Genomic DNA, 25,524 nt, shown 5'->3' with positions numbered 1-25,524 from the left:
CTTCTCCCCTTGTGGGAGAAGGAAGCCGTTAGCCGTATCTGGCGATGCCCAGGTCGGCGGTTTCGATGTCCGGCGTCCGGCCGCTGATCAGGTCGGCGATGACGCGGGCAGAGCCGCAGGCCATGGTCCAGCCCAGCGTGCCGTGGCCGGTGTTCAGGAACAGGTTGTCCAGCCTGGTCTTGCCGATGACCGGGGTGCCGTCCGGCGTCATCGGACGCAGGCCGGACCAATAGCTGGCCGCCTTCAGGTCGCCGGCGCCGGGGAAGAGCGAGCCCGCCGAATGCTCCAGCGTGTTGCGGCGCTGTTCCGGCAGGATGTTGTTGTAGCCCGAGATCTCGGCCATGCCGCCGACGCGGATGCGGTCGCCCAGGCGGGTGATCGCCACCTTGTAGCTCTCATCCATGATGGTCGAGACGGGGGCGGCGGGTTCGTCGATGATCGGGGCGGTGATCGAATAGCCCTTCACCGGATAGACCGGCAGGGTCATGCCCAGCGGCTTGACCATCTGCGGCGAGTAGGAGCCCAGGGCCAGCACATAGGCGTCGGCCGTGACCACGCCCTTGTCGGTCTTGACCCCGGTGATGCGGCCGCCCTCGGCGATCAGAGCCTGAATCGTCGTGCCGTACTGGAAGGTCACGCCCTGCGTCGCCGTCGCGTGGTCGGCCAGGGCGTTGGTGAATTTGAAGCAGTCGCCGGTCTCGTCGCGCGGCAGGCGCAGGCCGCCGACGAACAGGTCGCGGGTGGCCTTCAGGCCCGGCTCGGCGCGGATGCAGCCGTCCTGGTCCAGCACCTCGAACGGGACGCCGCCTTCGCGCAGGACCTCGGTGTCCTTGTAGATGCCGTCCAGCTGTTTCTGGGTGCGGAACAGCTGCAGCGTGCCCTGGGTGCGGTGGTCGTACTGAAGGCCCAGCTCCTCGTTCAGCGCCGTCTGCACCACCTGGCTGTATTCGGCCAGACGCACCATCCGCGCCTTGTTCAGCGCATAGCGGCTGGAGGTGCAGTTGCGCAGCAGGGCCAGCAGCCAGCGCACGGTCGCCACGTTCAGATGCGGATGCAGGATCAGCGGGGCGTGACGCATGAACAGCCACTTGACCGCCTTGACCGGGATGCCCGGCGCGGCCCAGGGCGAGGAGTAGCCGGGCGAGATCTCGCCCGCATTGGCGAAGCTGGTCTCCAGCGCCGGGCCGCTCTGGCGGTCGATGACGGTGACCTCGTGCCCCTGACGGGCCAGGTAGTGGGCGGTGGTCACGCCGATGACGCCGGCGCCGAGGATTGCGATCTTCATAGGACTTGACCTTACGCGAACCAGACGCGTGGCCTCCTAGACCAGATTTTGCGCCGGTCGCGCAAGTCGGAGTTTGTGTGCGCCGCAATATCGACGACGTTGATAAGGACTGCCTGTGTTCGGCCTATCACGGTTGATTATTTGCTCGCTATATCGGTCAGGCGCGACAAGCTTGGCCTAGGAGGATCGGGTCGGGTCGGTCAGAGGCTCGCCGTAGTGGCGATCGCCATGCAGATTGGCGGCCAGGGGCGCTGTGGTGCGCTCGATCATGCGATGGACGACCGGCTTGTCCGGTCCCTGGTGCAGGGCGCGGATGCCCTCGTTGATCGAGGCGTCGGCGTGGGTGATGCGCTGGTTGTGGCGGATGTAGTCCAGCCAGGTCGGCGTCTGATACTTCTCGACCCAGATCTCGGGTTCGGCCAGGTCGCGCATCAGGCGCCACTGACGCGCGCCGTCGCGGCGGCGGATGCGACGCCGCTCGTCCATCAGGGCCAGGAAGGCGTCGATGTCCTCCTCGCGGATGCGATAGGCGATGGAGACGATCACCGGCCCGCTGCGCGGCTCGATGGCCAGGGCGGTCTGCGGCTCGGTCCAGCGCCGCAGCAGGTCCATGTTCAGATTGGCGGTCGAGGGCAGGGGGACCCTGAGGCCGATCAGCACGCACAGCGTCAGCACGCCCGCCGAGACGGCCAGCGCCGTCTCGGCGCCGTAGGTCTGGGCCAGACTGCCCCACAGCCAGCTGCCGCCCGCCATGCCGCCGAAGGCCGCCATCTGATACAGCGCCAAGGCCCGCGCCACGACCCAGCGGGGCACCGACATCTGCACGGTGACGTTGAAGCTGGACAGCACCAGCACCCAGCCCGCTCCGGCGATCATCAGGGCCGGAAGCGTCACGACCAGCCAGGGCGCATAGGCCAGGCCCAGGGCCGCCGCCGCAAAGGCCAGGGCGGCGACGCGGACGATGGTCTCCGTCTCATATTTCGCGCGAAGTCGGCCCACGAACAGGGCGCCGCCCACGGCGCCGACGCCGAACGATCCGAGCAGCAGGCCGAAAACCAGAGGGCCGCCGCCGCTCTCGCGTGCGACCACGGGCATCAGGGCCTGGATCGCGCTGGCGCCGACGCCGAACACCAGGGCGCGCAGCAGCACCGCCGTCACGCGCGGCGACAGGAAGGCGTAGCGCACCCCGCCCGCCATGGCCGCCAGCAGCCGCTCGCGCGGCAGGGTCTGCTTGGGCCGCTCGGGCTTCCAGCGGAACAGGACGATCAGCAGGCCCAGATAGCTGAAGGCGTTGACGGCGAAGGCCGCCGCGGCGCCCGCCGCCGCCACGATCAGGCCGCCCAGCGCCGGGCCGACGCTGCGGGCCATGTTGAAGCCCATTGAGTTCAGGGTCACGGCCCCGGCCAGATCTTCACGCGGGACCATGTCGCCGACCGACGCCTGCCACGCCGGGCCGTTGAAGGCCGTGCCGCAGCCGATCAGGAAGGTGAAGGTCAGCAGCACCCACGGCGTGATCCAGCCCATCCAGGTCATGGCCGCCAGCCCCGCCGAGACCAGCAGCATGAAGGTCTGGGCGGCCAGCATGATCCTGCGTCGGTCCACCGTGTCGGCCAGGGCTCCGGCCGCCAGCGACAGCAGCATGATCGGCAAGGTGATCGACGCCTGCACCAGGGCGACCATCTGCGCCGAGGCGATGGAGGTCATCATCCACGCCGCGCCCACCGACTGGATCAGGCCGCCGAAATTGGTGACCAGGCTGGTGATCCACACCGCCCGGAAGATCGGATGCCGCAGCGGCGCCAGGGCCGAGGGACGCTCCGGCGGGACGGACGGCGGCCCAGAAGCAGCGGCGTCGGCGGTCGAACTCATGCGGGGCGGCTCCTCGCATGGACGACACGGGGGTGGACGATACGCAGCAGACGGGAACCGACGACGATCATGCGGGCAATCCACACGGCTTCGGCGGGGGAAGCAAGGCAGGAAGCGGTCACTCTGGGTTCCGGATTATTGGCGTCGCGAGGGCGGCGGCGGGACGCTATAGGAAGGCCGTGACCGTCCCAGCCGTTCCCTCCCAGTCGCCTTCGGCCCCCTTCGCCGTGGCCGCCCTGTATCGTTTCGCGCCCGTGGCCGATTCGGCGGCGTTGCGGATGCATCTGCTGGATCTGTGCGGGACGCAGGTGCGCGGCACGCTTCTGGTGGCGCATGAGGGGATCAACGGCACCATCGCCGGCCCCGAAGCCGACGTCGCCCGCGTCGTCGACGGGGTGCGCGCCCTGCCGGGCTTCGAGCGGCTGGAGCTGAAATATTCGACGGCGCAGGCCATGCCCTTCCATCGCATGAAGGTGCGGGTGAAGGCCGAGATCGTCACCATGGGCCAGCCCGACATCGACCCGGTCGAGGGCGTGGGAACTTACGTCTCGCCCCAGGACTGGAACGTCCTGATCGCCGACCCCGACACCGTCGTCATCGACACCCGCAACGACTATGAGGGCGAGATCGGCGCCTTTGCGGGCGCCGTTCAGCCCAACACCCGCACCTTCCGCGAGTTCGCCGACTGGTTCCGCACCGAGGGGCGCGCCCTGCTGGACCGGCCGACCCCGCCGAAGGTGGCTATGTACTGCACCGGCGGCATCCGCTGCGAAAAGGCCACCGCCTTCCTGAAGGCCGAGGGGGTGCGCGACGTGCATCACCTCGAAGGCGGCATTCTGAAATATCTGGAGACCGTGCCGGAGCCGGAAAGCCTGTGGCGCGGCGAATGCTTCGTCTTCGACGAGCGGGTGGCCGTGGGGCATGGGCTGGTCGAGGGCGAGCACGCCTTGTGCCGGGGCTGCCGGATGCCGGTCAGCCCCGAGGGGCGCCGCTCTGCGCGCTATGTCGAGGGCGTGTCCTGCGACCGCTGCTGGGACGACCGCGACGCGGCCCAGCGCGAGGGTTACGCCGAACGCCAGAAGCAGATGGAGATCGCCCGCGCCCGAGGCGTGGCGCATGTGGGGGCGGCGCAGAAGGGTTAAGAGGCGCCTCTTCCGCTCCTCTCACTCTCTGCCGTCATCTTCGGGTCAGACCCGAGGATGACGGCATGTGTCGCGGGGACGGGGCGTAGGTGATGACCGGCCCGTCGGAGAGGGTCGCGGACGGCGCCCGCCCATGCCATCCTCCATCCTTCGCTGAATACGGAGGCCCGCCCATGTCCGCCTTTCGTCCCGTCGAGCGCCTCGACACTCATGAGGTGTCCAATCAGGTTCCGCCGCTGGAGGACGTCGACCTGTTCGCGGGCGACAGGGCGCTGCACGACGCCGTGCGCCATTGGGGCGGGGCCGGGCATGTCGAGCGGCTGACCGATCTGGGCCGCCGCTGCGGCTCGGCCGAGGTGATCGACTGGGGCGTGCAGGCCAATCGGGTGACGCCCGTGCTGGACACCCACGACCGCTATGGCCGTCGGATCGACGAGGTGACCTTTCATCCGGCCTATCATCAGCTGATGGAGTTGGGGCTGGGCGCCGGGATCGCCGCCAGCGCCTGGGACGGGACGCCGAACGGGCATCTGCTGCACGCGGCCATCCTGTTCCTGACCGGGCAGGCGGATTCGGGGACCAGTTGCCCCATGACCATGACCTACGCCTCGGCAGCGGCGCTTCAGGCCGATCCGGCGACGGGTGAACCGTGGATCCGGGGCGTGCTGGCCGGCCGCTATGACCCGGCCGTGCGCCCGGCGGGGGACAAGGCGGGCGTGACGCTCGGCATGGCCATGACCGAGAAGCAGGGCGGCTCGGACGTGCGCGCCAACACCACCCGCGCCGAGCCGGTCGGCGAAGACGGCTGGTATAGTCTGACCGGGCACAAGTGGTTCTGTTCGGCGCCGATGTGCGACGCCTTCCTGACGCTGGCCTATGTGCCGGGCGGGCTGACCTGCTTCATCCTGCCGCGCTGGCTGCCGGACGGGACGCGCAATGCGGGCTTCCGCGTCATGCGGCTGAAGGACAAGATGGGCGACCGCTCCAACGCCTCGTCCGAGGTCGAGTATCACGGCGCCCTGGCCCAGCGGCTGGGCGAGGAGGGGCGGGGCGTCGCCACCATCATCCGCATGGTCCAGCACACGCGGCTGGACTGCGTGGTCGGATCGGCGCTGCAGATGCGCGGGGCGCTGGCGCAGGCGGTGTGGCACGCCGCCCACCGCACCGCCTTCCAGAAGCGGCTGATCGACCAGCCGATGATGGCCGCCGTCCTGACCGATCTGGCGGTGGAGAGCGAGGCGGCCACGGCCCTGTCGATGCGGCTGGCGGCCACCTTCGATACGGACGACGCCGTGGGGCGCCTGCTGACGCCGGTCGCCAAATACTGGGTCTGCAAGCGCGCGCCGAACCTGATCTATGAGGCGATGGAGGCGCTGGGGGGCGCCGGCTATGTCGAGACGGGACCGATGCCGCGCCTGTTCCGTCAGTCGCCGCTGAACGCCATCTGGGAAGGCTCGGGCAACGTCATCGCCCTGGACGTGCTGCGCGCGGCGGGGCGCGAGCCGGAGGCCGCCCCGGCCCTGCGCGACTGGCTGGGGTCGCAGGCCGGGAAGTCCGCCGACTACGACCGTTTCATCGCCGGGCTGGGCGTGACGGCGAACGAGGCGGGGGCGCGGCTGGCGGTCGAGCGGCTGGCGCTGGCGGCCCAGGCGGCGGCCTTGCTGGAGATGGACAGCCCCTCGGCTGAAGCCTTCATCGCCCTTCGTCTGCGCCCGCGCGGCATGGCCTATGGCGCCTATGAGGTCGAGGTGGATCAGCGGGCGGTGCTGGAACGGGCCATGCCCGCCTGAAACTCGGGAAAAGGGCGCTCAGATAGGACGAAGGCCTCGCGGGGGCTCCGCGAGGCCTTCGGTGGTGGAGCTAAGCGGAGTCGAACCGCTGACCTCTTGAATGCCATTCAAGCGCTCTACCAACTGAGCTATAGCCCCAGGCCGTATCGGCTTGGTCATGTCGTCGACCGTGTCAGGCTGAAGCGCCCGGAAAGGACGAAGGCCCCGCGGGCGTTCCGCGAGGCCTTCGATGGTGGAGCTAAGCGGAGTCGAACCGCTGACCTCTTGAATGCCATTCAAGCGCTCTACCAACTGAGCTATAGCCCCGAACCTTTCGGTCGGTCCCGCCGGGGAAGCTGCCGCCCCCCGGCGAGGCGCGGAAACTAGGTCAGGCCGTTTTGAAGATCAAGCGGGTCTGACACATTTTTTTCCGCTTATTTTTCCGACTCTTGGGCCTTAGTCGTCGTCACGAGACGGCTTGGCCAGCTCTTCGTCGAGGTCGTCGTCGTCCTCGTCCTCGATGAAGGGCACGGAATCGTCGTCGTCATCGTCCAGGACGTCGTCGTCATCGTCGCCGTCGGTCGAGCCCATGCCGGCGTCGTCGCCGCCCGGCTCGCCGTCGTCGTCGTCCGGCGTCAGGATCGGCTCGTGGCCTTCCTGGTCGATTTCGGGGGTGGAGCCTTCGGCGTCCTCTTCATCCTCGTCGCTCTCGACCGACTTGTCGGCGACCTGATCTTCGGCCTCCGCGTCGTCAGCGGCGAAGCCGGCGCCGCGCCGCGCACGGCGGCTGCGGACGGCTTCTTCCATCGGATCGAACTCGGTGTCGCACTTGGGGCAGTGGGCCGGGCGACGGTTCAGATCGTAGAATTTGGCCTGGCAGTTCGGGCAGACCTGCTTTTGGCCCAGTTCGGGATTGGCCACGTGATTAGACCTTCGGCGGGTTTAAGGGAGAAATCGGAAATAGGGCGGCTCCCTTGCCACCGGCGGGGGCCGCTGTCAAAAGCCTTCTTTTCCGCGCCTGCGCGGCCTTCCTGACATTCGGAGCCTGCATCAGGGTGAGCACTCCCCAGACCTTCACCGCGTCCCGCGTTTCCAGCCTCGATTCCGGCCTTCGGGGCGTGGTTCGCGCACCGGGCGACAAGTCGATGTCGCACCGCGCCCTGATCTTCGGCGGCATGGCCGAGGGCGTGACCGAAATCGAGGGTCTGCTGGAGGGCGACGACATCCTGGCCACAGGCCGGGCCATGCAGGCGTTCGGGGCTGGGGTGGAGCGGATCGGCGAGGGGCGCTGGCGGGTCGAGGGGCGCGGCGCCCTGCGTTCGCCCGAGGCGGTCATCGACTGCGGCAACGCCGGAACGGGGGTGCGCCTGCTGATGGGGGCGGCGGCGGGCTATGCGCTGACGGCGACGTTCGACGGCGACGCCTCCCTGCGCAAGCGGCCGATGAAGCGGGTCACCGGGCCGCTGGCCGACATGGGCGCGCGGTTCGACTGGAACGCGGCCGAGGACCGGGTGCCGCTGACCCTGCATGGGGGCGGGCTGAAGGGCGTGACCTTCGTTCAGAGCGTCGCCTCGGCCCAGATCAAGTCGGCCATCCTGCTGGCCGGGCTGAACGCGGACGGCGAGACCGTCGTGGTCGAGCCGGAAAAGAGCCGCGACCACACCGAGCGGATGCTGCGCGCCTTCGGCGCCGAGGTCGAGGTGACCGAAGAGGGCGACGGCTGGCGCATCCGCCTGTCGGGCGGACAGACGCTCAAGGGAACCCACGTCGCCGTGCCGGGCGATCCGTCCTCGGCGGCCTTCCCTCTGGCGGCGGCGCTGGTGGTTCCGGGCTCCGAGGTGACGGTCGAGGGGGTGATGCTCAATCCCCTGCGCACCGGCCTGTTCCAGACCTGGCTCGACATGGGCGCGGACCTGACCATCGCCAACCGCCGCATGGCCGGGCGCGAAGAGGTCGGCGACGTCACCGCGCGTCATTCGGCGCTGAAGGGCGTCGTGGTTCCCGAAGACCGCGCCGCCTCCATGATCGACGAATATCCGATCCTGGCCGCCACGGCCGCCTTCGCAGAGGGCCGCACCGTCATGCGCGGCATCGGCGAGATGCGCGTCAAGGAAAGCGACCGCATCGCCCTGATGGTCGCGGGTCTGTCGGCCTGCGGCGTTCGGGTTGAAGAGGAGCCGGAGGGCTTCATCGTCACCGGCGCCGTCGGGGTCGGCCCGGTGAAGGGCGGCGCGACCGTCGACACCGCCCATGACCACCGCATCGCCATGAGCCATCTGGTGCTGGGCCTGGCCGCCGAACAGCCCGTCTCGGTCCGCGACCCCGAGATGATCGCCACCAGCTTCCCCGGCTTCGTGGAGATGATGAACGGGCTGGGCGGGACTATTGTCCAAGGGGATGCGGCGTGAACCTCGTCATTGCCGTCGACGGCCCCGCCGCCTCGGGCAAGGGCACCATCGCCGCGCGTCTGGCCGCCCATTACGGCCTGCCGTATCTGGACACCGGCCTGCTGTATCGCGCCGTGGGGCTGGCGGTTCTTGATGCGGGCGGGGACCTGGGCGACGCCGAGGCGGCGGCGCAGGCCGCGCGGGCGCTGGATCTGGCGAGCCTGAGCCACAATCCCCGCCTGACCGATCGCGGCGCGGGCGAGGCGGCCAGCCGCGTGGCCAGCCATCCGGGCGTGCGCGCGGCGCTGCTGAAGCTGCAGCAGGACTTCGCCGCCCAGGCGGGCGGGGCGGTGCTGGACGGGCGCGACATCGGCACGGTGATCGCGCCGGACGCCCCGGCCAAGCTCTATATCGCCGCCAGTCCCGAGGTGCGGGCCGAGCGTCGCTGGAAACAGTTGACCGCGCGCGGCGAGGTCATCGCCTTCGAGGACATGCTGGAGGATATCCGTCGCCGCGACGCCCGCGACGCCGGCCGCGACGACGCCCCGATGGTCCAGGCGGACGACGCCGTCTTGCTGGATACGACCGATCTGGGTATAGAGGCCGCCTTCGATGCGGCCCGCCGTATCGTCGAGGCGGCGCGAGCCAGGGCCGGGATCTGATCCCGCCGGGCGAATCCAACGCTCCGATCTCCTCGACGGCCGCGGGCGTTCTGGCTTTTGTTTCGCGCTTTTCGAGCGTGTGTCGCCTCGCCTCGTGACGACCTGACTTTCCCTTTTACACCCCATTCGCGCCTGGCCGCTCGGTCGTGCGCGTTTCGCCTTTCATCAACCTCAAGAGTTTCCATGACTGAAACCCTCAACCCCACCCGCGACGATTTCGCCGCGCTCCTCGACGAACAGCTGCAAGGCCGCGATCTCGGCGAAGGCCAGGTCGTTCACGGCCGCGTCGTCGGCATTGAAAAAGACATCGTCATCATCGACGTCGGTCTGAAGACCGAAGGCCGCATCGCCATGCGCGAGTTCGGCCAGGGCGAAGGCGCCGTCCTGCCCAAGGTCGGCGACAACGTCGAGGTCTACCTGGAGCGCGTCGAGAACGCGATGGGCGAGGCCGTCATCAGCCGCGACAAGGCTCGCCGCGAAGAAGCCTGGACCCGTCTGGAAGCCGTGTTCGCCGAAGGCCACCCGGTCAACGGCGCCATCGTCGGCCGCGTCAAGGGCGGCTTCACCGTCGACCTGGGCGGCGCCTCGGCCTTCCTGCCGGGCTCGCAGGTCGACATCCGTCCGGTCCGCGACGTCGGCCCGCTGATGGGCAAGGAACAGCCCTTCGCCATCCTGAAGATGGACCGTCCGCGCGGCAACATCGTCGTCTCGCGTCGCGCCATCCTGGAAGAAGCCCGCGCTGAACAGCGCACGGAGCTGGTCGGCCAGCTGCAAGAGGGCGAAGTCCGCGAAGGCGTCGTCAAGAACATCACCGACTACGGCGCGTTCGTCGACCTGGGCGGTATCGACGGCCTGCTGCACGTCACCGACATGTCGTGGAAGCGCGTGTCGCACCCGTCGCAGGTCCTGGCCGTCGGCGACACCGTCAAGGTCCAGATCGTCAAGATCAACCCGGACACCCAGCGCATCTCGCTCGGCATGAAGCAGCTGCAGTCGGATCCGTGGGACGGCGTCGAAGCCAAATACCCGGTCAACGCCAAATACACCGGCCGCGTCACCAACATCACCGACTACGGCGCCTTCGTGGAGCTGGAGCCGGGCGTTGAGGGCCTGGTCCACGTGTCGGAAATGTCCTGGACCAAGAAGAACGTCCACCCGGGCAAGATCGTCTCCACCTCGCAGGAAGTGGACGTCATCGTCCTGGACGTCGACAGCGCCAAGCGTCGTATCTCGCTGGGCCTGAAGCAGGCTCAGAACAACCCGTGGGAGGCCTTCCTGGAGGCTCACCCGGTCGGTTCGACCGTCGAGGGCGAAGTCAAGAACGCCACCGAGTTCGGCCTGTTCGTCGGCCTGGACAACGACATCGACGGCATGGTCCACCTGTCGGACCTGGACTGGAACGTGTCGGGCGAAGAAGCCATCCAGCGTTACCGCAAGGGCGAGGTCATCAAGGCCAAGGTGCTGGACGTCGACATCGAGAAGGAGCGCGTCTCCCTGGGCGTCAAGCAGCTCGGCGGCGACCCGATGGAAGGCGACACCTACAAGCGCGGCCAGCAGATCACCGTCACCGTGACGGCGATCGAGACCGGCGGCATCGAGGTGAAGTTCGGTGAAGACGACGCGCCGGTCACGGCCTTCGTGCGCAAGTCGGACCTGTCGCGCGACCGCAACGAGCAGCGCACCGAGCGCTTCGCCGTGGGCGACCGCGTCGACGCCATGATCACCGCCGTCGACAAGGCCACGCGCCGCGTCTCGGTCTCGATCAAGGCCCTCGAGATGAAGGACGAACAGGAAGCCATCGAACAGTTCGGGTCGTCGGACTCGGGCGCCTCGCTGGGCGACATCCTGGGCGCCGCGCTCAAGAACGCGGGCAAGGAATAAGCTTCCTTCCCGACGAGAAAACGGGGCGGCCGGAGCGATCCGGCCGCCCTTTTTCTTGGGGCGTGGGCGCCGGCGGGCGGCGGCCGGGCTGGGCCGTTCTGGGAATCGCTCTCAGCGCAGATCGGCTTTTTCTCCCTTTCGGAGCCGCTGGCGGGACGAAACCTGTCGGCCTCGAAAGCAAGAAACCTTCGCGACGATACGTTTTGTCTCTTTCTTCCTGTGGCGACAGACGGTTAGGGTGTCGTCCCGGACGGTGAAGCCAAGGCGGGGGCCTGAATGATCAAGTCTGAACTGATCGAGAAACTGGCGGCTGAGAACCTGCATCTCACCCATGCGGAGGTGGAGCGGGTCGTGAACGTGATCCTGGGCCGCATGACCGAGACCCTCTCGGACGGCGGCCGGGTCGAGCTTCGCGGCTTCGGCGCCTTCTCGGTGCGCAGCCGCCCGGCGCGGACGGGACGCAATCCCCGCACCGGCGAGACGGTCGAGGTGCCGGCCAAGGCCGTGCCCTTTTTCAAGAGCGGCAAGGAACTGCGCGAGCGCCTGAACGCTTCCGGCGACGCCTGATTCCTAATCGAAAGACTGAAGATCCCATGAGCCTGCTGACCGAGTTTCGGGAATTCGCCGCGCGCGGCAACGTCGTCGACCTGGCGGTCGGCGTCATCATCGGCGCTTCGTTCGGCAAGATCGTCACCAGCCTGGTGGATCAGGTGGTGATGCCGCCGATCGGCCTGCTGCTGGGCAAGGTCGACTTCTCCAAGCTGGAATGGGTCCTGGTGCCCGAGAACCCGGCGACCGAAGCGGTCGAGAAGGTGGCCATCCAGTACGGCGCCTTCATCAACACCCTGATCCAGTTCCTGATCGTGGCCTTCGTGGTCTTCCTGGCGGTCAAGGCGATCAACAAGATGCGCCGCGAACAGCCGGCCGAGCCGGAAGCGGCCGGCCCGACGCCGACCGAAGCCCTGCTGGCTGAAATCCGCGACGAATTGAAGGCGCGCCCCTAAGGGAGCGTCGCTGCGAGGGCCGTGTCAGGCCCTCGCTTCCACCGCTGAGCGGCGCCCGGGCGCCGGCGCCAGCCGCAGGGCGGCGCTGGCGCGCGCGGGCAGCGGCCGCAGACAGAAGGAATAGTCGCCGTCATAGGGGGTGGGCCGCCAGCCGGCGTCCTGCATCCCCGCGTCAAAGGCGACGTGACAGTGGCCCCAGCCGCCTTCGCGGTGGGCCTTGTCGACGAGCGGGCCGAGCGCCTGCAGCAATTCGGGCGAGGTCGTCTGCAATCGCACCTTGGCCGCGCCCAAGGCCGGCGCGAGGGTGCGCAGCCCTTCCAAAAGGGACTGGAGAGCGTCAGCTTCGGTCTCGAGGGCGATCAGATCGATGATCTCCAGGATCGGCGGCTCCAGCGGCGTCTGCTTGTTCAGCATGGCGACGGCGAACCCCGTGATGCGCCCGTTCGCGCGATACGCCAGGGTCAGCGGCGGCACCGTCAGGTCGGGGTCGGACAGGCGCCAACGCATGATGGCGGGGCTGCGGTCGGCGATCAGCCGACCTTCTCCCCGCAGAGCGTCCCAGAAGCGGCTGTAGTCCGAATCGTCCGTCAGATCGTCCAACAGACTCACGGCTGAGGGCAGGCGATCCTGTGCGCGCTGCATCCGACCTCCAAGCAGCCGGGGCAGGGGCGACAATTGCTCGCCCAGCAGGCGCGCCACCTGCGGCGCTTGATCGACGATGCGGCGCAGACCACGGCCATAAAGACAGGCCAGCGGGTCCACCAGCCAGGATAGTTTGACGTCGTGCGTGAGCGGCGGCCACGGAATCATGCCGTGACGCCTATAAAGGGGGCTGGAGCGTGCATTCGCGTTAAGCGTGTATCGCGCGAAGCAGTCGGGTTGCTCCACGAAGGCGCGGACCAGATCCCGGCTGCGGCCTCTGTGTTCGCGCGGCACCACGATGGAGTAGCCGGTCGCGCCATACAGCGCCTGTTCGCCTCTCCAGAAGCGCTGGATGAAGTTTCCGGCGCAGGCGAAAGGGCCGTCGCCAGCGTCAATGACCCAGCCGTGGGGCGTGTTTCGTCCCGCCGCCGCAGGGTTCGACCATAGCCACGCCCATCCTTCGGCCGAGCGTTGCGGCCACCATACGCTGCGGTACAGGGCGTTCACGGCCTCGAGATCCGATTGGCGAACCGGGCGGATCGACATTCAGCGCGTCTCCATGGGCGAACATATTGAGGCTACTTGGCCGTAAAAGAGTGTCCATTCGGCTAATGACACGCATAGGGCGAAGAAACGCCGCCGCTGCGACGTCATGTAGGCCGGATTTCGCCGTTAACGCTTGTTTGCAATCCGTGACCGTGCTGTTTCTGCACGCTTCCGCGCCCGTCGGGGGCGCAAGAGATGGAGCTTGCCGTTGAGCACGACGGACGCAGGGGGCGCGCTCGAAGCGCCACGCAAGACCTTTCTGGGTCACCCGCGGGGGCTGGTGATCCTGTTCTTCACGGAGATGTGGGAACGCTTCTCCTATTACGGCATGCGGGCGCTGCTGGTCATGTATCTGACCCAGCACTTCCTGTTCGGACCGGCCGAGGCGCAGGGCATCTACGCCGCCTACGCCGCGCTGGTTTACCTGATGCCGGTTCTGGGCGGCATGATCGCCGACAGATACCTGGGCGCGCGCAAGGCCGTGGTCATCGGCGCCGTGCTGCTGGTGGCGGGCCACTTCACCATGGCGTTCGAAGGCTCGGGCGGTAAGGAAAGCCTGACCATCGGCGAGCGCGCCTATCAGATCGAGGTCGTCGGCCGCGATCAGAACCGCACCATGTTCGCCGTCAGCGGCGACGAGCGGGTCCAGATCTCCATCACCCCGGAAGGCGTGTCCAAGGTCGGCGCCGAGCCGGCGGCGGCCCAGGCCGCCGACGCTGCGGCGGTCGCGGCGGTCAGCGAGGGCTTCCCCGCCTTCACGCCCGCAGGCGGCTACAAGGTCGAGACCAAGCGCGACACCGCCTTCGGCGAGCCGGTCCTGTTCCTGGCCCTGTCGCTGATCATCATGGGCGTGGGCTTCCTGAAGGCCAACATCTCGACCGTGGTGGGCGCCCTCTATGAAGAGAACGATCCGCGTCGCGACGGCGGCTTCACCATCTTCTACGTCGGCATCAACCTGGGGTCCCTGCTGGCCACGGCGGCCTGCTCCTATCTGGGCTTCACCTACGGCTGGGCCTACGGCTTCGGTCTGGCGGGCTTCGGCATGCTGTTGGGGCTGCTGACCTTCCTGATCGGCGCGCCCTGGCTTGAAGGCCGCGGCGGACCGCCGGTCCCGCTGAAGGGGCGCTCCATCTTCGGCGTGCCGGTCGAGGCCTTCTTCTGGATCGCGGGCATCGTCGCCGTCTTCCCGGTCTGGATGCTGATGCAGCGTCACGAGATCGTGCAGACGATCCTGATCCCCATCGCCCTGGTCACCTTCGTGTCGGTGGTCGGCTACACCGTCTTCCGCCTGAAGGGCGCCGAGCGGTCGCGGATGCTGGTCGCCCAGGTGCTGATCTTCTTCTCGGTGCTGTTCTGGGCCCTGTTCGAACAGGCGGGTTCGTCCCTGACCCTGTTCGCCGACCAGTCGACCCAGATGCCGAGCTGGTTCAACGCCGGCTACACCCAGATGTTCAACCCCGGCATCATCGTCATCGGCGGCCCGATCATGGCGGCCCTGTGGGTCTGGCTGGGCAAGCGCAACCGCGAACCTTCGACCCCGGTCAAGTTCTCGGTCGCCCTGGTCCTGGTCGGCGCGGGCTTCCTGCTGCTGTCGTGGGCGGCGGCGAACAACTTCAACGAATCCTTCCGCGTGCCGTTGATGATCTTGTTCCTGACCTACGCCTTCCACACCATCGGAGAGCTGTGTCTGTCGCCGGTCGGCCTGTCGATGATCACCAAGCTGTCGGTGGCTCGCGTGGTCGGCCTGATGATGGGCGTGTGGTTCCTGTCGTCGTCGGTGGCTCACATCGTCGCCGGCTGGATCGCCGCCGCCACCGCCACGGACACCGTGGCCGGCGTCGTCACCAACCCGCAACTGGCGTTGCAGACCTATGGCTCCATCTTCGGGACCATCGGCTGGACCGGCGTGGGCGTCGGCGTCGTGCTGCTGGCCCTGTCGCCTCTTCTCAAGAAGGGCATGGCGGGCGTTCACTGATCGCCTGATCGGTTTGCGACAAGGAAGGGGCGGCGTCTCGCAGGAGGCGCCGCCCTTTTCAGTTGGTGCGGGTCGCCCGCCTGGGCCGCTTCGCGTTGGGGAGACGAAGAGACGCCGACGGGTCCTCTTCTTGTGGCTCAGAACGTCTTGCGCAGGCGGATCTGATAGAAGGTCCGCGGATCGATGAAGCGGTTCTCGACGAAGGCGATCGGCCGGGTCTCGCGGTCGCCGAAGACGGTCCGCTCGACGTTGAAGTCGTCCCAGAGGTTGACCTGGCCGCGGATCGACAGGGTCGGGGTCGGCTTGTACTCGGCCCACAGCTCGTAATAGTCGTGGCCGCGCCAGCCGTTGATTTCGTCGGGACGGAAGGTCTTCTGACCCAGCAGCGGGATCCAGGCGCCGCCCCATTGCAGCTTCCAACTGGTGATGTCCTGCTGGAAGGTGATGGTCGCCTGGCTGGGGCGGATGCCCGAGATGGGGCGGATCTCGCCGGTCGTCGGGTCGGTGACCTCGGTGTGGTTCCAGGTGTTCCTGAAGCCGAACTTGCCGCCCGAGAGGCCGAGCTTGTCGGTCGGGACGGTGACGTTCAGCACCAACTGATCCAGCGTGCCGTCGCCGATGTTGCCCACGGCGGCGTAACCGCCCTCCAGGGGGATGACGTCGATGGCGTTCGAGATTTCGTCGTGGCGCAGACCGACGCTGACGATCCCTTCGCCCCAGAAGCGCTTCTCGAAGGTCAGTTCGCCGACCCAGCGGGATTCGGGCTCCAGATTGACGTTGCCGCCGAAGACGTTCTCGTCCTCCAGGTCGGCCGAGGCGGCGAAGTCGCCGAAGTCCAGCTGGCCGACCGTGCGCTCGATGCGCAGGCGCACCTGGGTGGAGGCCGTCGGCGTCCAGGTCGTCAGCAGGCGCGGCTTGGCGTAGAAGAAGCTCTTCTCCTGCTCGGCGTCGCCCGACTGGCTGATGGTCGAGGATTCCAGCCGCAGGCCGCCCTCGAGCGTCCATTTGGGATTGATGCGCCAGGTGGCCTTGCCGAACAGTTCGCCGCGCGTCTCCTCGACCTTGACCGAGGCCGAGGGCAGGGGCTTGTTCACCCCGCCGACCGAATAGGTCTGATCGATCTCCAGCATGTTGTAGGCGATCTCGCCGCCGCCTTCGAACTCCAGGGCGGCGGACCGCTCGAAGCGCAGCAGGCCGCGCAGGATGGTCTCGGAGGAGTCGCCGTTGGCGGCGAACCGTTCGATCGGCTCTTCGACCCCGGCTTCGCGGTTCAGGGCGGTGGCGACGTTGTCGAACTCCTCGAACTCGTGGATGAAGCGCGTCTCCAGCTTCAGCCGCTCCGACAGGGGGCGGGTGTAGACGACGCCGATCTCGCCGCTCTTGGAGTCTTCGTCGGACAGGCTTTCGCGCAGCACGTCCGGCGCGGTCTGGCGATAGACGCCGTGCCAGTCGTTGATCCCGTAACGCGCCGTCAGGTCGATCCTGCCGCCCATCAGCGGGCCGGCGTAGGTGCCCCGGATCGAGTTCCCGCCGCCGTAGCCGTCGTTGTAGTAGTCCTCGGCGCGCAGCAGTTCGCCGTTCGGGCCGACGCGGCGCAGGGGACCGGCGCCGTTGGAGTCGCTGTTGGAGATGCCGTCGCTCAAGGTCACGCCCCAGGTGCGGTCGCCCTTGCGCTCGGTGAACTGATAGGAGCCGCCGAACAGGTCCTGGCCGCCCTCGAACAGGAAGGCGTTGCCGGTCAGGATGTGCTCGCGGCTGACGGTGTTCTTCAGGATGACGTTGGCGACGACGGAATAGCCCTGCATCTCGATGCCCGGCGCGCCGCCGCGGATCAGTTCGATGCGTTCGACCTGGGCGGCGACGGTGCGGCCCAGGACGTTGGAGCCGGTATCGTTCTTCGACGCCGGGCGCGAGCCGTTGATCAGGACGTTGCCGACCGCGCCTTCGAAGCCGCGCGCGCCGTCGCCGTCGTTGACCGAGAAGCCGGGCACCCGGTTGACCATGTCCAGCGCGGTGTTGGGACGGGCGTCGGCGAAGAAGTCGGGGGTGAAGATCAGGACGGCCTGATCGCTGGGCACGGCCGTCTGGCGGGCGGGCGCGTCCGTCCTCTCGGCGGCCAGGGCCGCGGCGGGAGCTGCAGCCAGCAGCAGGGCGGTGGTCGCCAGCAGGGCGCTCTTGGTGTTCATCTTTCCTCTCCCTCGGTGTCGGCAGAGGTGTGACGGCGGCGACGCCCGATCTCCAGTTACAAGCGGGACAGGTGGATTAAATCGCTGACAGCATTACGGAATAGTCATGTGCGGCGGATCGGCGAGACCTTAGTATAGGGGCATGAAAGCTCGCCTCGCGCCGATCGCCCTTCCCGCTCTGCTGGCCGCTCTTCTGGCCGTGTCCGCGGTTCCGATCGCGGCCCGCGCCGGCCAGGCCCAGACGGAGGCGGCGACGCGGGTGGACGAGGTGGTCGTCAGCGCGCGACGGGCGGGCGCGCCCATGTGGACGGTGCGGCGCGACGGCGAGGGGGTGATGATCCTGGTCGGCGCCATCGAGGAGGCGCCGCGCGGCTTCGAATGGCGGGCGCAGGCGCTGGAGGAGGCCGCCGCGCGTTCCGACCGCATCCTGTTCCCGCAGCGCGGCCGCGCCTCGCCCGCAGACGTCCTGCGCCTGATGTGGCGCATCCGCACGATCGGCTGGCTGCCGGAAGGCGCGACGACCGCCGACTATCTCTCGCCTGAGGACCAAGCGCGGCTGGAAGCCGTGATGGCGACCGAGAAGAACGATCAGTGGAGGCGCGAAAGCCTGCTGCTGCTCGCCATCGGCCTGATTCAGGACAGGGCGGGCGAAAAGGGATCGCGGCCGGTCGGCGCCGACGACGCCGTGCGTCGCGCCGCCCGCAAGGCGTTCGTGCCGGTCCGCTCCATCGGGGTGGTGCGCGGCGCCGACCTGGTGGAAAGCCTGATCACGGCCCCGCCCGAGACGCACCGGGAATGCCTGCGCGCGGCCCTGTCCGCGGCTGAGCTGGGACCGGACGCCGTGCGTCTGCGGGCCGAGGCGTGGCGCGGGCTGCGGGTGGCCGAGGTGCTGGCCTCGCCGGTGGATCAGGCGGTGGACCGCTGCTGGCCGTGGGGCGATCCGCAGATCGGGCGGCAGTTGCGCACGGAATGGACCGAGGCGGTCGCCGAGGCGCTGACCCAGCCCGGCCTGACCATGGCGGTCGCGCCGCTGCGCCGCCTGGCCGAGCCGGACGGCGTGCTGGATGCGCTGGAGGCCCAGGGCTTCGAGGTGGACGGCCCGGAATGGCGCGCGGCCGCCTCCGCCACGCACGAAGGCGGTTGACGTCCGGCGTGCGAAGGCCGACGCCGGGGGCATGAGCGAGACCGAACCCAGACTCACGTCCCTGGCCCATGGCGGCGGCTGCGGCTGCAAGATCGCGCCTGACGTGCTGCAGTCCATCCTGGCCTCGACGCCGCGCACGGCGGCCTTCGCCGATCTGATGGTGGGGACCGAGACCTCGGACGACGCGGCGGTCTGGCGGTTGAACGACCAGCAGGCCCTGGTGGCGACGACCGACTTCTTCATGCCGGTGGTGGACGATCCGTTCGACTTCGGTCGGATCGCGGCGGCCAACGCCCTGTCGGACGTCTACGCCATGGGGGCGACGCCGATTTTCGCCCTGGCCATCGTCGGGATGCCGGTCGGCAAGCTGTCGCCCCAGACCATCGGCCGGGTGCTGGAAGGCGGGGCGGCGGTCTGCGCCGAGGCGGGCGTCCCCGTGGCGGGCGGTCACTCCATCGACAGCCTGGAGCCGATCTACGGTCTGGTCGCCCTGGGCCTGACGCATCCCGACCGGGTGTTGACCAATCGCGGGGCGCGGGCGGGCGACGTGCTGATCCTGACCAAGGCGCTGGGCGTCGGGGTGCTGAGCGCGGCCTATAAGCAGGGGCGGCTGGAGGCGGGCGGCTATGAGGCCCTGATCGGCTCGACCACCCGGCTGAACACGCCGGGACCGAAGCTGGCGGCGACGGACGGCGTCCATGCGGTGACGGACGTGACCGGCTTCGGCCTGCTGGGCCACGCGCTGGAGATGGCGCGCGGCGCGGAGATGACGGTCGAGATCGACGCCGACGCGCCCGTCTTCCTCGACGGGGCGCCCGCCCTGGCCCAGGCGGGGGTGCGGACCGGCGCTTCGGTGCGCAACTGGGCGGCCTATGGCGGGGCGGTGACGCTGGACGCCGAACTGCCGGAATGGCGGCGCGACCTGCTGACCGATCCCCAGACCTCGGGTGGCCTGTTGATCGCCGTGGCGCCCGAGGCGGCGCAAGGCGTGATGACGTTGGTTCAGGACATGGGCTTCGCCTCGGCGCGTCGCGTCGGCCGGGTCCGCGAGGGCGAACCGGCGGTGGTCGTCAAGGCGGCCGGCTGATGGCGCGGCTGACGGCGGACGTGTCGCTGGGGGCGCTCGCCCGCTACGACGCCGTCATCGACGTGCGCAGTCCCGGCGAGTTCGTCGAGGACCACCTGCCGGGCGCGATCAACCTGCCGGTGCTGGACGACGCCCAGCGCGCGGAGGTGGGAACCCTCTACGTCCAGACCTCGAAATTCCTGGCCCGGCGCCTGGGCGCGGCCCTGGTGGCGAGGAACATCGCGGCGCATCTGGAAGGGGCGCTGAGCGACCACGACGGAAGCTTCCAGCCCCTGGTCTATTGCTGGCGCGGGGGGCAGCGCTCGACGGCCATGACCACGGTGATGGATCAGGTCGGCTGGCCCGTCACGCGGCTGGAGGGCGGCTATCAGACCTGGCGGCGGACGGTGGCCGCCGCCCTGCATGATCTGGAGACGGCGCCAGCGCTGAAGCTGGTCCTGCTGGACGGCCTGACCGGCAGCGGCAAGACCGAGGTGCTGGCCCGGCTGGCCGACCACGGCGCCCAGAGCCTGGACCTGGAAGGGCTGGCGGCGCATCGCGGCTCCCTGTTCGGACGCACCGAGGCGGAGCAGCCGTCGCAGAAGCTGTTCGAGAGCCGTATCTACGCCGCCCTGTCCGCTCTGGACCTCAGCCGCCCCGTGGTGGTCGAGGCCGAGGCCAGCCGCATCGGCCGCCTGACCGTGCCGCCTGTGCTGTGGGCGGCGATGAAGGCGGCGCCCGCCTTGCGCCTGTCGGCCCCGTTCGAGGCTCGGGTCGAGCGGGTGCTGCGCGACTATCAGGCGACGACTGAGGATGCGGCCGTGCGCGACGCTCTGCTGGCGCGGATGCCCAGCCACCACAGCCGCGAGCGGATCGCGCAGTGGCGCGCGCTGTCCCAGGCGGGCGACCTGCGCGCCCTGGCGACGGCCCTGATGCGCGACCACTACGACCCGGCCTATCGCCGAGCCTCGGCAGGGTCGCGCGATCTGGGCGAGATCACGATGGACGGCGACGTCGATCGCGCCGCTGAGGCCATTTCCGCCTCCCTCTCCCGATGGGAGAGGGCTTGAGCGCACGAGAGCGCAGCGATCGTCCTTGCGCGAAAGGGTGAGGGTTCGGGGTTGAAAAGGTCGCGCCACGGCTCACGCCGACGGACAGGACAAGCCCCTCACCCTTTCGCCTAAACCAATCGCTTCGCTCTTGGAGGCTCAAGCCCTCTCCCGCCGGGAGAGGGTTGCTTAGACCGCCGTGCCGCCGACGGTCAGGCCGCCGATCTTGAGGCTGGGCTGGCCGATGCCGACCGGAACGCCTTGCCCGGCCTTGCCGCAGGTGCCGACGCCGGGGTCGAAGGCGAAGTCGTCGCCGATCATCTGGATCTGGGTCAGGGCCGTGGCCCCGTCGCCGATCAGGGTGGCGCCGCGGACCGGGGCGGTGATCTTCCCGTCCTCGATCAGATAGGCCTCGGTGCACTGGAAGACGAACTTGCCGTTGGTGATGTCCACCTGTCCGCCGCCGAAGTTGGCAGCGTAGAGCCCGCGCTTGGTCGAGGCGATCATCTCGGCCTGCGAATCCTTGCCGCCTTCCATGAAGGTGTTGGTCATGCGCGGCATGGGCGTGTGGGCGAAGGACTGGCGCCGACCGTTGCCGGTGGCGTTCGCGCCCAGCTGACGCGCTGACAGCCGGTCGTGCATCAGGCCGACCATGATCCCGTCCTCGATCAGCACGGTGCGCGAGGTCGGGGTGCCCTCGTCGTCGAACGACAGGGAGCCGCGACGCCCGGCGATGGAGCCGTCGTCCACGACCGTCACGCCCGGCGCGGCCACCCGCTTGCCCATCATGCCGGTGAAGACCGAGGAGCCCTTGCGGTGGAAGTCGCCCTCGAAGCCGTGGCCGACGGCCTCGTGCAGCAGGACGCCGGGCCAGCCCGCGCCCAGCACCACGTCCATCTCGCCCGCCGGGCAGTCGACGGCCTCCAGATTGACCAGGGCCTGACGCAGGGCCTCGTCCACCTGAGCCTGCCAGCGTTCGGGGGCGACCCATTCTTCAAAGCCTGCGCGGCCGCCCGCGCCGGACGAGGCGCTCTCGCGCTTGCCGTCCTTCTCCACGGTGACGGAGACGTTCAGCCGGACCAGTGGGCGCAGGTCGCTGAGCAGCCGCCCGTCGCCGCGCAGGATGTCGATGGCGCGACGTTCGCCGACCAGGGAGGCCGAGACCTGCGCCACGCGCGGATCGCGGGCGCGGGCCCAGGCGTCGATCTCGGCCAGCAGGGCGATCTTGTCCGAGAAGGCCGGGGCCAGCAGCGGATCGACCGGATCATAGAGGCGCTGGTTGGTGGCGCGCGGCGCCTCGGCGGCGGTTCCGTCATAGCCGCGCTTGGCCAGGGCGGCGCTGTCGGCGGCGCGGCGGATGGCGGCGGCGGAGATTTCATTGGCGTGGGCGTAACCGGCCGTCTCGCCCGCCACGACGCGCAGGCCAAAACCTTCAACAGCATCGTAGGAGGCGCCCTTCAGCCGCCCGTCGTCGAAGACTAGGGATTCGCTCTCGGTCTTTTCGAGGAACAGCTCCCCGTCGTCGGCGCCCGACAGCGCGGTTTGCAGGATCGACAGGGCCTCGTCCGGGGCTACGCCCGCGGCGTCGAGGATGGGGGAGGGGGAGGCGACGGTGCTCATGCACGTTAGATAGGGGCTGAGGAGCGCGGCGTCACGGGGGCAGCAAAAACCCTCTCCTGTTGGGAGAGGGCTTGAGCGCACGAGAGCGTAGCGATCGTTCTGGTGCGAAAGGGTGAGGGTTCGCGGTTGATGGGTTCGCGCGACGGCTTGCGCCGACGGACGGGACAAGCCCCTCACCCTTTCGCCTGTTCCAATCGCCTTCGGCTCTTGGAGGCTCAAGCCCTCTCCCGCCGGGAGAGGGAGAGCGGTTCCTAGTCCTGCGACACCTCGCCCGAGCCGCTGACCGACTGGCGCAGTTCGGCGGGGCGGCGGGTCAGGCGGACCTCGCCGCTGCCCGAGACGTCGACCTCGGCCTTGCCGCTGGGGCCGACGCGGACGTCGCCCGAGCCGCTGACGCGCACCTTGGCGTCATCGACGATCAGTTCGTCCATGCGGGCGTCTCCGGCGCCGGAGACGTCGATCGTCACGGTCTCGGCGCGGCCCTGGACCCGCACGTCGGACGAGCCGGTCAGCGTCAGGTCCAGCGACGGCTGGTCGTAGCCGCGGATCTTCAGCTCGGTCGGACCCGACAGATCGAAGGCCTTCACCGAGGGGGCCTTGATGATGATCTTCAGGGCGTCCGTCTCGCTCCAGCCGCGAATGCCGGTGCGCGTCCAGCGGACATAGCTACGGTCGCCCCGCGGGGCCTCGTCCAGCGTCAGGCGGCCGTTGGAGAAGCGCACCCGATCGACGACGCTCTGGGCGCCCGAGACGGTGATGCCCGGCGTCTCGGCCTGCTGGTCGTAGACGACGTCGGCGGGGATGTTGATCGCCAGGCGCTCGTCGCCCGTCCATTCGATGGCGCGCGTGGTGTCGGGCGAGACCTGGCCGCGCTCGACGGTGAAGCCGCTGTCGCCGGCCTCGTCGTCGGTGATGACCCAGGTCCAGTCGTGGCGGGCCAGGTCGCGGCCCCCCACGGCGAAGGCGCCGCCGATGCCGACGATGGCCAGGATGAGCCCTGCGCCGGAGATGATGAGCAGATTGCGGATCATGACTGTGTTCTCCTCTCTCTGGCTTTAGGCCTGGGGTTCCAGGGCGGGCTTGATGACGCGGTAGTGCAGGCGGGCGTACCAGACGGTGGCGTCGATCAGCCACTTGGTCAGCAGGGCCATGGTCCCGATCATGAAGATGCCCATGCCCATCAGGCCGACGCCCAGAAGCGCGGCGGCCAGCGCCCCGCCCGGCAGGCCCATGAAGGCGCCCGCCACCATGACGAAGCCGCCGGCGATGAAGACGCCGACCCCGCCCAGCAGCAGCGACAGCACCGTGCCGAAGACGGGCAGGGCGATCGGCAGCAGGATCAGGATGTCGATGGCGCCCAGGCCCAGGATGCCGAACACGGCCCCGGCGGCGGACGAGGCCGACGGCTCCTGACGCCAGCGCTGGGCGCCGGCCTCGGCCTTCAGTTCGCGGGCGAGGCGATCGGGATCGCCCAGGGCCTCGGCCACCTCGGCCTCGCTGCGCCCGGCGGCGGCGCCGTCGGCGAAGTGGGCTTCATAGTCGGCCACGATCTCATTGGCGGTGGTTGCGGGCAGGCCCACCAGGCCGCGGCGCAGGCGCGCCAGGAATTCCGCGCGGTTCATTGGTCCTCTCCCCTGTCAGCGTGGGCGGTCGATTCGGTCTTGGCGCTCTGATCGAGCAGGGCGGGCGTTTCGGCCGGGGCCTCGGCGACAATGACGCTTTCGTCGTCATCGCCTGCAATCAGGGCCTCGACGGCGCGGGCGAACGCCCGCCACTCGCCGGTCTGACCGTCCAGGGCGCGGCGGCCCGCGGCGGTCAGGCGATAGTATTTGCGCGACGGGCCGCTGGATGATTCGACCAGATAGGTCTCGACCAGGCCGTCGGTCTGCATCCGCCGCATCAGCGGATAGATGGTGCCTTCCCCCATGCCGATGGCGTCGGACAGGCGGCTGGCGATCTCATAGGCGTAGCTGTCTCGCCGGGCGAGCAGGGCCAGGACGCATAATCCCAGCACGCCTTTCTTCAGTTGGATGTCGATGGTGTCGGGCATGAAATCCCTCTCGGTCGTCCCTCGTTCGGGTATGCAAGGGGTATCGCAAGGTATCTTGCCATGCAAGGTAGCTATCGAAACATGACAGCGATTTAATCGACCGCATTTTGTCGAGACGGCGCCATAGGTGCGCTTGATCGCTTGGCAAGGGCGATCCGAGCCGATAAGGACCGGCCCATGACACGCCGAGGTCCTCTGGGCCCGGCGACGCTTGCGAATTGCTCGCAAACGTCTGCTGCTGAACGGTTTATGAGGACTTCTCGAATGGGGATGGGCATGCGAGCCATGGCGCGGTTGGGAGGCGGTATCGCCGCGACCGCCCTTGCCGCCATTTTCGCCGCGCCGGCGATGGCGCAGGATGTGTTGGGTCAGCCGACGCCGGCAGGCCTGGGCCTGCAGACGGCCGGCGCGCCGCTGGCGCATGAGGCCCACTTCTTCCACAACATCGTGCTGATGCCGGTCATCACCGCGATCTGCGTCCTGGTGCTGGCGCTGCTGGTGTGGATCGCGATCCGCTACAACAAGCGCGCCAACCCGACCCCGGCCAAGTGGAGCCACAACACGGTCATCGAAGTGATCTGGACCGTGGTGCCGGTGCTGATCCTGGTCGGCATCTCCCTGTTCTCCTTCCGTCTGCTGTTCGCCTATCATGACTATCCGGATGCGGACGTCACGGTGAAGATCACCGGCAACCAGTGGAACTGGGGTTATGAGTATCCGGACCAGGGCGTGGCTGAGTACATCTCGAACATGCTGCCGGAAGACAAGGCTCCGGCGCACCTGTACCGCCTGGCCGCCGACGAGCCGATGGTGGTGCCGGTCGGCGAGAACGTCCGCCTGCTGATCACCGCTTCGGACGTGATTCACGCCGTGGCCGTGCCGGCCTTCGCCATCAAGGTGGACGCCGTTCCGGGCCGCGTGAACGAGACCTGGTTCCGCGCCGAGAAGGAAGGCGAATACTACGGTCAGTGCTCCGAACTGTGCGGCGTCGACCACGCCTTCATGCCGATCCACGTCAAGGTGGTGAGCAAGGACGCCTTCGCCGCTTGGGTCGCCTCCAAGGGCGGCTCCATGACCAAGGCCGCCGATGAAGCCGCCGCCGCCGCCGCGCCCGCCGTCGCCGAAGCGCCCGCCGCTCCGGCTGCTGACGCCGCCGCCCCGACCGACGCCGCGCCTGCGGCCCCCGCAACCGCCGCCGCGCCCGCCGCGCCGGCTGCTCAGTAAGAGAGACGCGAGAGCCCAGATCC

Annotated in this window: 20 protein-coding genes, 2 tRNA genes and 1 pseudogene; 12 read left to right on the top strand and 11 right to left on the bottom strand. The window is 68.8% G+C overall.

All coding sequences use genetic code 11. From position 1 onward, the window contains the following. Positions 1 to 28: 28 nt before the first annotated feature. On the bottom strand, positions 29 to 1,309 hold the full coding sequence (locus ACWIDZ_RS05085; protein WP_453989149.1) for a D-amino acid dehydrogenase: 1,281 nt from the start codon (positions 1,307 to 1,309) through the stop codon (positions 29 to 31). A 153-nt stretch (positions 1,310 to 1,462) separates the two neighbouring features. Then, complete coding sequence (locus tag ACWIDZ_RS05080) at positions 1,463 to 3,154, bottom strand: MFS transporter (RefSeq protein ID WP_453989028.1); 1,692 nt, start codon at positions 3,152 to 3,154, stop codon at positions 1,463 to 1,465. Positions 3,155 to 3,333: 179 nt separating this feature from the next. Here ACWIDZ_RS05080 and trhO point away from each other — a divergent pair, with 179 nt between their 5' ends. Continuing rightward, on the top strand, positions 3,334 to 4,296 hold the full coding sequence (gene trhO, locus ACWIDZ_RS05075; RefSeq protein WP_453989027.1) for an oxygen-dependent tRNA uridine(34) hydroxylase TrhO: 963 nt from the start codon (positions 3,334 to 3,336) through the stop codon (positions 4,294 to 4,296). 173 nt (positions 4,297 to 4,469) lie between these two features. Then, on the top strand, positions 4,470 to 6,086 hold the full coding sequence (locus ACWIDZ_RS05070) for an acyl-CoA dehydrogenase family protein (protein WP_453989026.1): 1,617 nt from the start codon (positions 4,470 to 4,472) through the stop codon (positions 6,084 to 6,086). Between the two features lie 62 nt (positions 6,087 to 6,148). On the opposite strand, the gene ACWIDZ_RS05065 is transcribed toward ACWIDZ_RS05070, so the two are convergent. The 3 genes from ACWIDZ_RS05065 to ACWIDZ_RS05055 all read right to left on the bottom strand — a co-directional run bounded on the left by ACWIDZ_RS05065 (position 6,149) and on the right by ACWIDZ_RS05055 (position 6,986). After that, positions 6,149 to 6,224, bottom strand: a tRNA-Ala gene (locus tag ACWIDZ_RS05065). A gap of 92 nt (positions 6,225 to 6,316) precedes the next feature. Then, positions 6,317 to 6,392: transfer RNA gene (locus ACWIDZ_RS05060), tRNA-Ala, on the bottom strand. 129 nt (positions 6,393 to 6,521) lie between these two features. Beyond that, positions 6,522 to 6,986: a TIGR02300 family protein gene (locus ACWIDZ_RS05055; protein WP_291779575.1), complete on the bottom strand. Its 465-nt coding sequence runs from the start codon at positions 6,984 to 6,986 to the stop codon at positions 6,522 to 6,524. A gap of 134 nt (positions 6,987 to 7,120) precedes the next feature. Here ACWIDZ_RS05055 and aroA point away from each other — a divergent pair, with 134 nt between their 5' ends. The 5 genes from aroA to mscL all read left to right on the top strand — a co-directional run bounded on the left by aroA (position 7,121) and on the right by mscL (position 11,999). After that, positions 7,121 to 8,473 carry a 3-phosphoshikimate 1-carboxyvinyltransferase gene (gene aroA, locus ACWIDZ_RS05050; RefSeq protein ID WP_453989025.1) on the top strand — a complete coding sequence of 451 codons (1,353 nt, stop codon included), beginning with the start codon at positions 7,121 to 7,123 and terminating at the stop codon, positions 8,471 to 8,473. Beyond that, positions 8,470 to 9,114 carry a (d)CMP kinase gene (gene cmk / locus ACWIDZ_RS05045; protein ID WP_453989024.1) on the top strand — a complete coding sequence of 215 codons (645 nt, stop codon included), beginning with the start codon at positions 8,470 to 8,472 and terminating at the stop codon, positions 9,112 to 9,114. The genes aroA and cmk overlap by 4 nt, the downstream gene beginning before the upstream one ends. A 183-nt stretch (positions 9,115 to 9,297) precedes the next feature. Beyond that, a complete protein-coding gene (gene rpsA / locus ACWIDZ_RS05040) occupies positions 9,298 to 10,995 on the top strand; it encodes a 30S ribosomal protein S1 (protein ID WP_291779584.1) in 1,698 nt (565 codons plus the stop codon). Between the two features lie 276 nt (positions 10,996 to 11,271). Next, a complete protein-coding gene (locus tag ACWIDZ_RS05035; RefSeq protein ID WP_003165992.1) occupies positions 11,272 to 11,562 on the top strand; it encodes an integration host factor subunit beta in 291 nt (96 codons plus the stop codon). A 26-nt stretch (positions 11,563 to 11,588) separates the two neighbouring features. After that, a complete protein-coding gene (gene mscL, locus ACWIDZ_RS05030; protein ID WP_087141720.1) occupies positions 11,589 to 11,999 on the top strand; it encodes a large-conductance mechanosensitive channel protein MscL in 411 nt (136 codons plus the stop codon). Between the two features lie 24 nt (positions 12,000 to 12,023). On the opposite strand, the gene ACWIDZ_RS05025 is transcribed toward mscL, so the two are convergent. Then, positions 12,024 to 13,187, bottom strand: a complete 1,164-nt coding sequence (locus ACWIDZ_RS05025; RefSeq protein ID WP_346520729.1) for a GNAT family N-acetyltransferase — start codon at positions 13,185 to 13,187, stop codon at positions 12,024 to 12,026. 208 nt (positions 13,188 to 13,395) lie between these two features. On the opposite strand from ACWIDZ_RS05025, the gene ACWIDZ_RS05020 reads away from it, so the two are divergent. Then, a complete protein-coding gene (locus ACWIDZ_RS05020; protein ID WP_346484789.1) occupies positions 13,396 to 15,162 on the top strand; it encodes a peptide MFS transporter in 1,767 nt (588 codons plus the stop codon). Between the two features lie 137 nt (positions 15,163 to 15,299). On the opposite strand, the gene ACWIDZ_RS05015 is transcribed toward ACWIDZ_RS05020, so the two are convergent. Beyond that, entirely contained in the window at positions 15,300 to 17,348 is a 2,049-nt protein-coding gene (locus ACWIDZ_RS05015; protein ID WP_453989023.1) for a TonB-dependent receptor plug domain-containing protein, read from the bottom strand. A gap of 142 nt (positions 17,349 to 17,490) precedes the next feature. On the opposite strand from ACWIDZ_RS05015, the gene ACWIDZ_RS05010 reads away from it, so the two are divergent. Genes ACWIDZ_RS05010 through mnmH form a run of 3 tightly spaced genes read left to right on the top strand, consistent with a single transcriptional unit; the run spans position 17,491 to position 20,628 of the window. Further along, the gene (locus ACWIDZ_RS05010) at positions 17,491 to 18,492 is read left to right on the top strand and encodes a TraB/GumN family protein (RefSeq protein WP_453989021.1); all 1,002 of its coding nucleotides are present in this window, start codon (positions 17,491 to 17,493) and stop codon (positions 18,490 to 18,492) included. A gap of 31 nt (positions 18,493 to 18,523) precedes the next feature. Beyond that, positions 18,524 to 19,579: a selenide, water dikinase SelD gene (gene selD, locus ACWIDZ_RS05005; RefSeq protein WP_453989020.1), complete on the top strand. Its 1,056-nt coding sequence runs from the start codon at positions 18,524 to 18,526 to the stop codon at positions 19,577 to 19,579. Next, the gene (gene mnmH, locus ACWIDZ_RS05000) at positions 19,579 to 20,628 is read left to right on the top strand and encodes a tRNA 2-selenouridine(34) synthase MnmH (RefSeq protein WP_453989019.1); all 1,050 of its coding nucleotides are present in this window, start codon (positions 19,579 to 19,581) and stop codon (positions 20,626 to 20,628) included. The genes selD and mnmH overlap by 1 nt, the downstream gene beginning before the upstream one ends. Positions 20,629 to 20,796: 168 nt before the next feature. Here mnmH and tldD read toward each other — a convergent pair whose 3' ends face one another. The 4 genes and pseudogenes from tldD to ACWIDZ_RS04980 form a co-directional block, all read right to left on the bottom strand. Continuing rightward, on the bottom strand, positions 20,797 to 22,227 hold the full coding sequence (tldD, locus tag ACWIDZ_RS04995) for a metalloprotease TldD (RefSeq protein WP_453989018.1): 1,431 nt from the start codon (positions 22,225 to 22,227) through the stop codon (positions 20,797 to 20,799). Between the two features lie 251 nt (positions 22,228 to 22,478). Then, positions 22,479 to 23,258 carry a GIN domain-containing protein gene (locus ACWIDZ_RS04990; RefSeq protein WP_453989017.1) on the bottom strand — a complete coding sequence of 260 codons (780 nt, stop codon included), beginning with the start codon at positions 23,256 to 23,258 and terminating at the stop codon, positions 22,479 to 22,481. Between the two features lie 24 nt (positions 23,259 to 23,282). Further along, on the bottom strand, positions 23,283 to 23,849 hold the full coding sequence (locus ACWIDZ_RS04985; RefSeq protein WP_291779624.1) for a DUF1700 domain-containing protein: 567 nt from the start codon (positions 23,847 to 23,849) through the stop codon (positions 23,283 to 23,285). Positions 23,850 to 23,965: 116 nt separating this feature from the next. Next, a pseudogene (locus tag ACWIDZ_RS04980) lies at positions 23,966 to 24,277 on the bottom strand (PadR family transcriptional regulator); the annotation flags it as partial. Positions 24,278 to 24,541: 264 nt separating this feature from the next. Between ACWIDZ_RS04980 and coxB the strand changes: the two are divergent. Continuing rightward, positions 24,542 to 25,501, top strand: coding sequence for a cytochrome c oxidase subunit II (gene coxB / locus ACWIDZ_RS04975; RefSeq protein ID WP_346484775.1), 960 nt, complete (start codon positions 24,542 to 24,544; stop codon positions 25,499 to 25,501). Positions 25,502 to 25,524 lie beyond the last annotated feature (23 nt).

The sequence above is a fragment of the Brevundimonas sp. NPDC055311 genome, assembly GCF_053645695.1.
This window is presented reverse-complemented; position numbering and strand designations above follow the sequence as displayed.

Bases quoted from the DNA above. Each gene is read 5' to 3' on its own strand.
- ACWIDZ_RS05010 (WP_453989021.1), top strand. From the start codon at position 17,491: ATGAAAGCTCGCCTCGCGCCGATCGCCCTTCCCGCTCTGCTGGCCGCT.
- mscL (WP_087141720.1), top strand. From the start codon at position 11,589: ATGAGCCTGCTGACCGAGTTTCGGGAATTCGCCGCGCGCGGCAACGTC.
- selD (WP_453989020.1), top strand. From the start codon at position 18,524: ATGAGCGAGACCGAACCCAGACTCACGTCCCTGGCCCATGGCGGCGGC.
- ACWIDZ_RS05080 (WP_453989028.1), bottom strand. From the start codon at position 3,154: ATGAGTTCGACCGCCGACGCCGCTGCTTCTGGGCCGCCGTCCGTCCCG.
- rpsA (WP_291779584.1), top strand. From the start codon at position 9,298: ATGACTGAAACCCTCAACCCCACCCGCGACGATTTCGCCGCGCTCCTC.
- mnmH (WP_453989019.1), top strand. From the start codon at position 19,579: ATGGCGCGGCTGACGGCGGACGTGTCGCTGGGGGCGCTCGCCCGCTAC.
- ACWIDZ_RS04985 (WP_291779624.1), bottom strand. From the start codon at position 23,849: ATGAACCGCGCGGAATTCCTGGCGCGCCTGCGCCGCGGCCTGGTGGGC.
- ACWIDZ_RS05070 (WP_453989026.1), top strand. From the start codon at position 4,470: ATGTCCGCCTTTCGTCCCGTCGAGCGCCTCGACACTCATGAGGTGTCC.
- ACWIDZ_RS04990 (WP_453989017.1), bottom strand. From the start codon at position 23,258: ATGATCCGCAATCTGCTCATCATCTCCGGCGCAGGGCTCATCCTGGCC.
- ACWIDZ_RS05015 (WP_453989023.1), bottom strand. From the start codon at position 17,348: ATGAACACCAAGAGCGCCCTGCTGGCGACCACCGCCCTGCTGCTGGCT.
- ACWIDZ_RS05025 (WP_346520729.1), bottom strand. From the start codon at position 13,187: ATGTCGATCCGCCCGGTTCGCCAATCGGATCTCGAGGCCGTGAACGCC.
- ACWIDZ_RS05035 (WP_003165992.1), top strand. From the start codon at position 11,272: ATGATCAAGTCTGAACTGATCGAGAAACTGGCGGCTGAGAACCTGCAT.
- coxB (WP_346484775.1), top strand. From the start codon at position 24,542: ATGGGGATGGGCATGCGAGCCATGGCGCGGTTGGGAGGCGGTATCGCC.
- tldD (WP_453989018.1), bottom strand. From the start codon at position 22,227: ATGAGCACCGTCGCCTCCCCCTCCCCCATCCTCGACGCCGCGGGCGTA.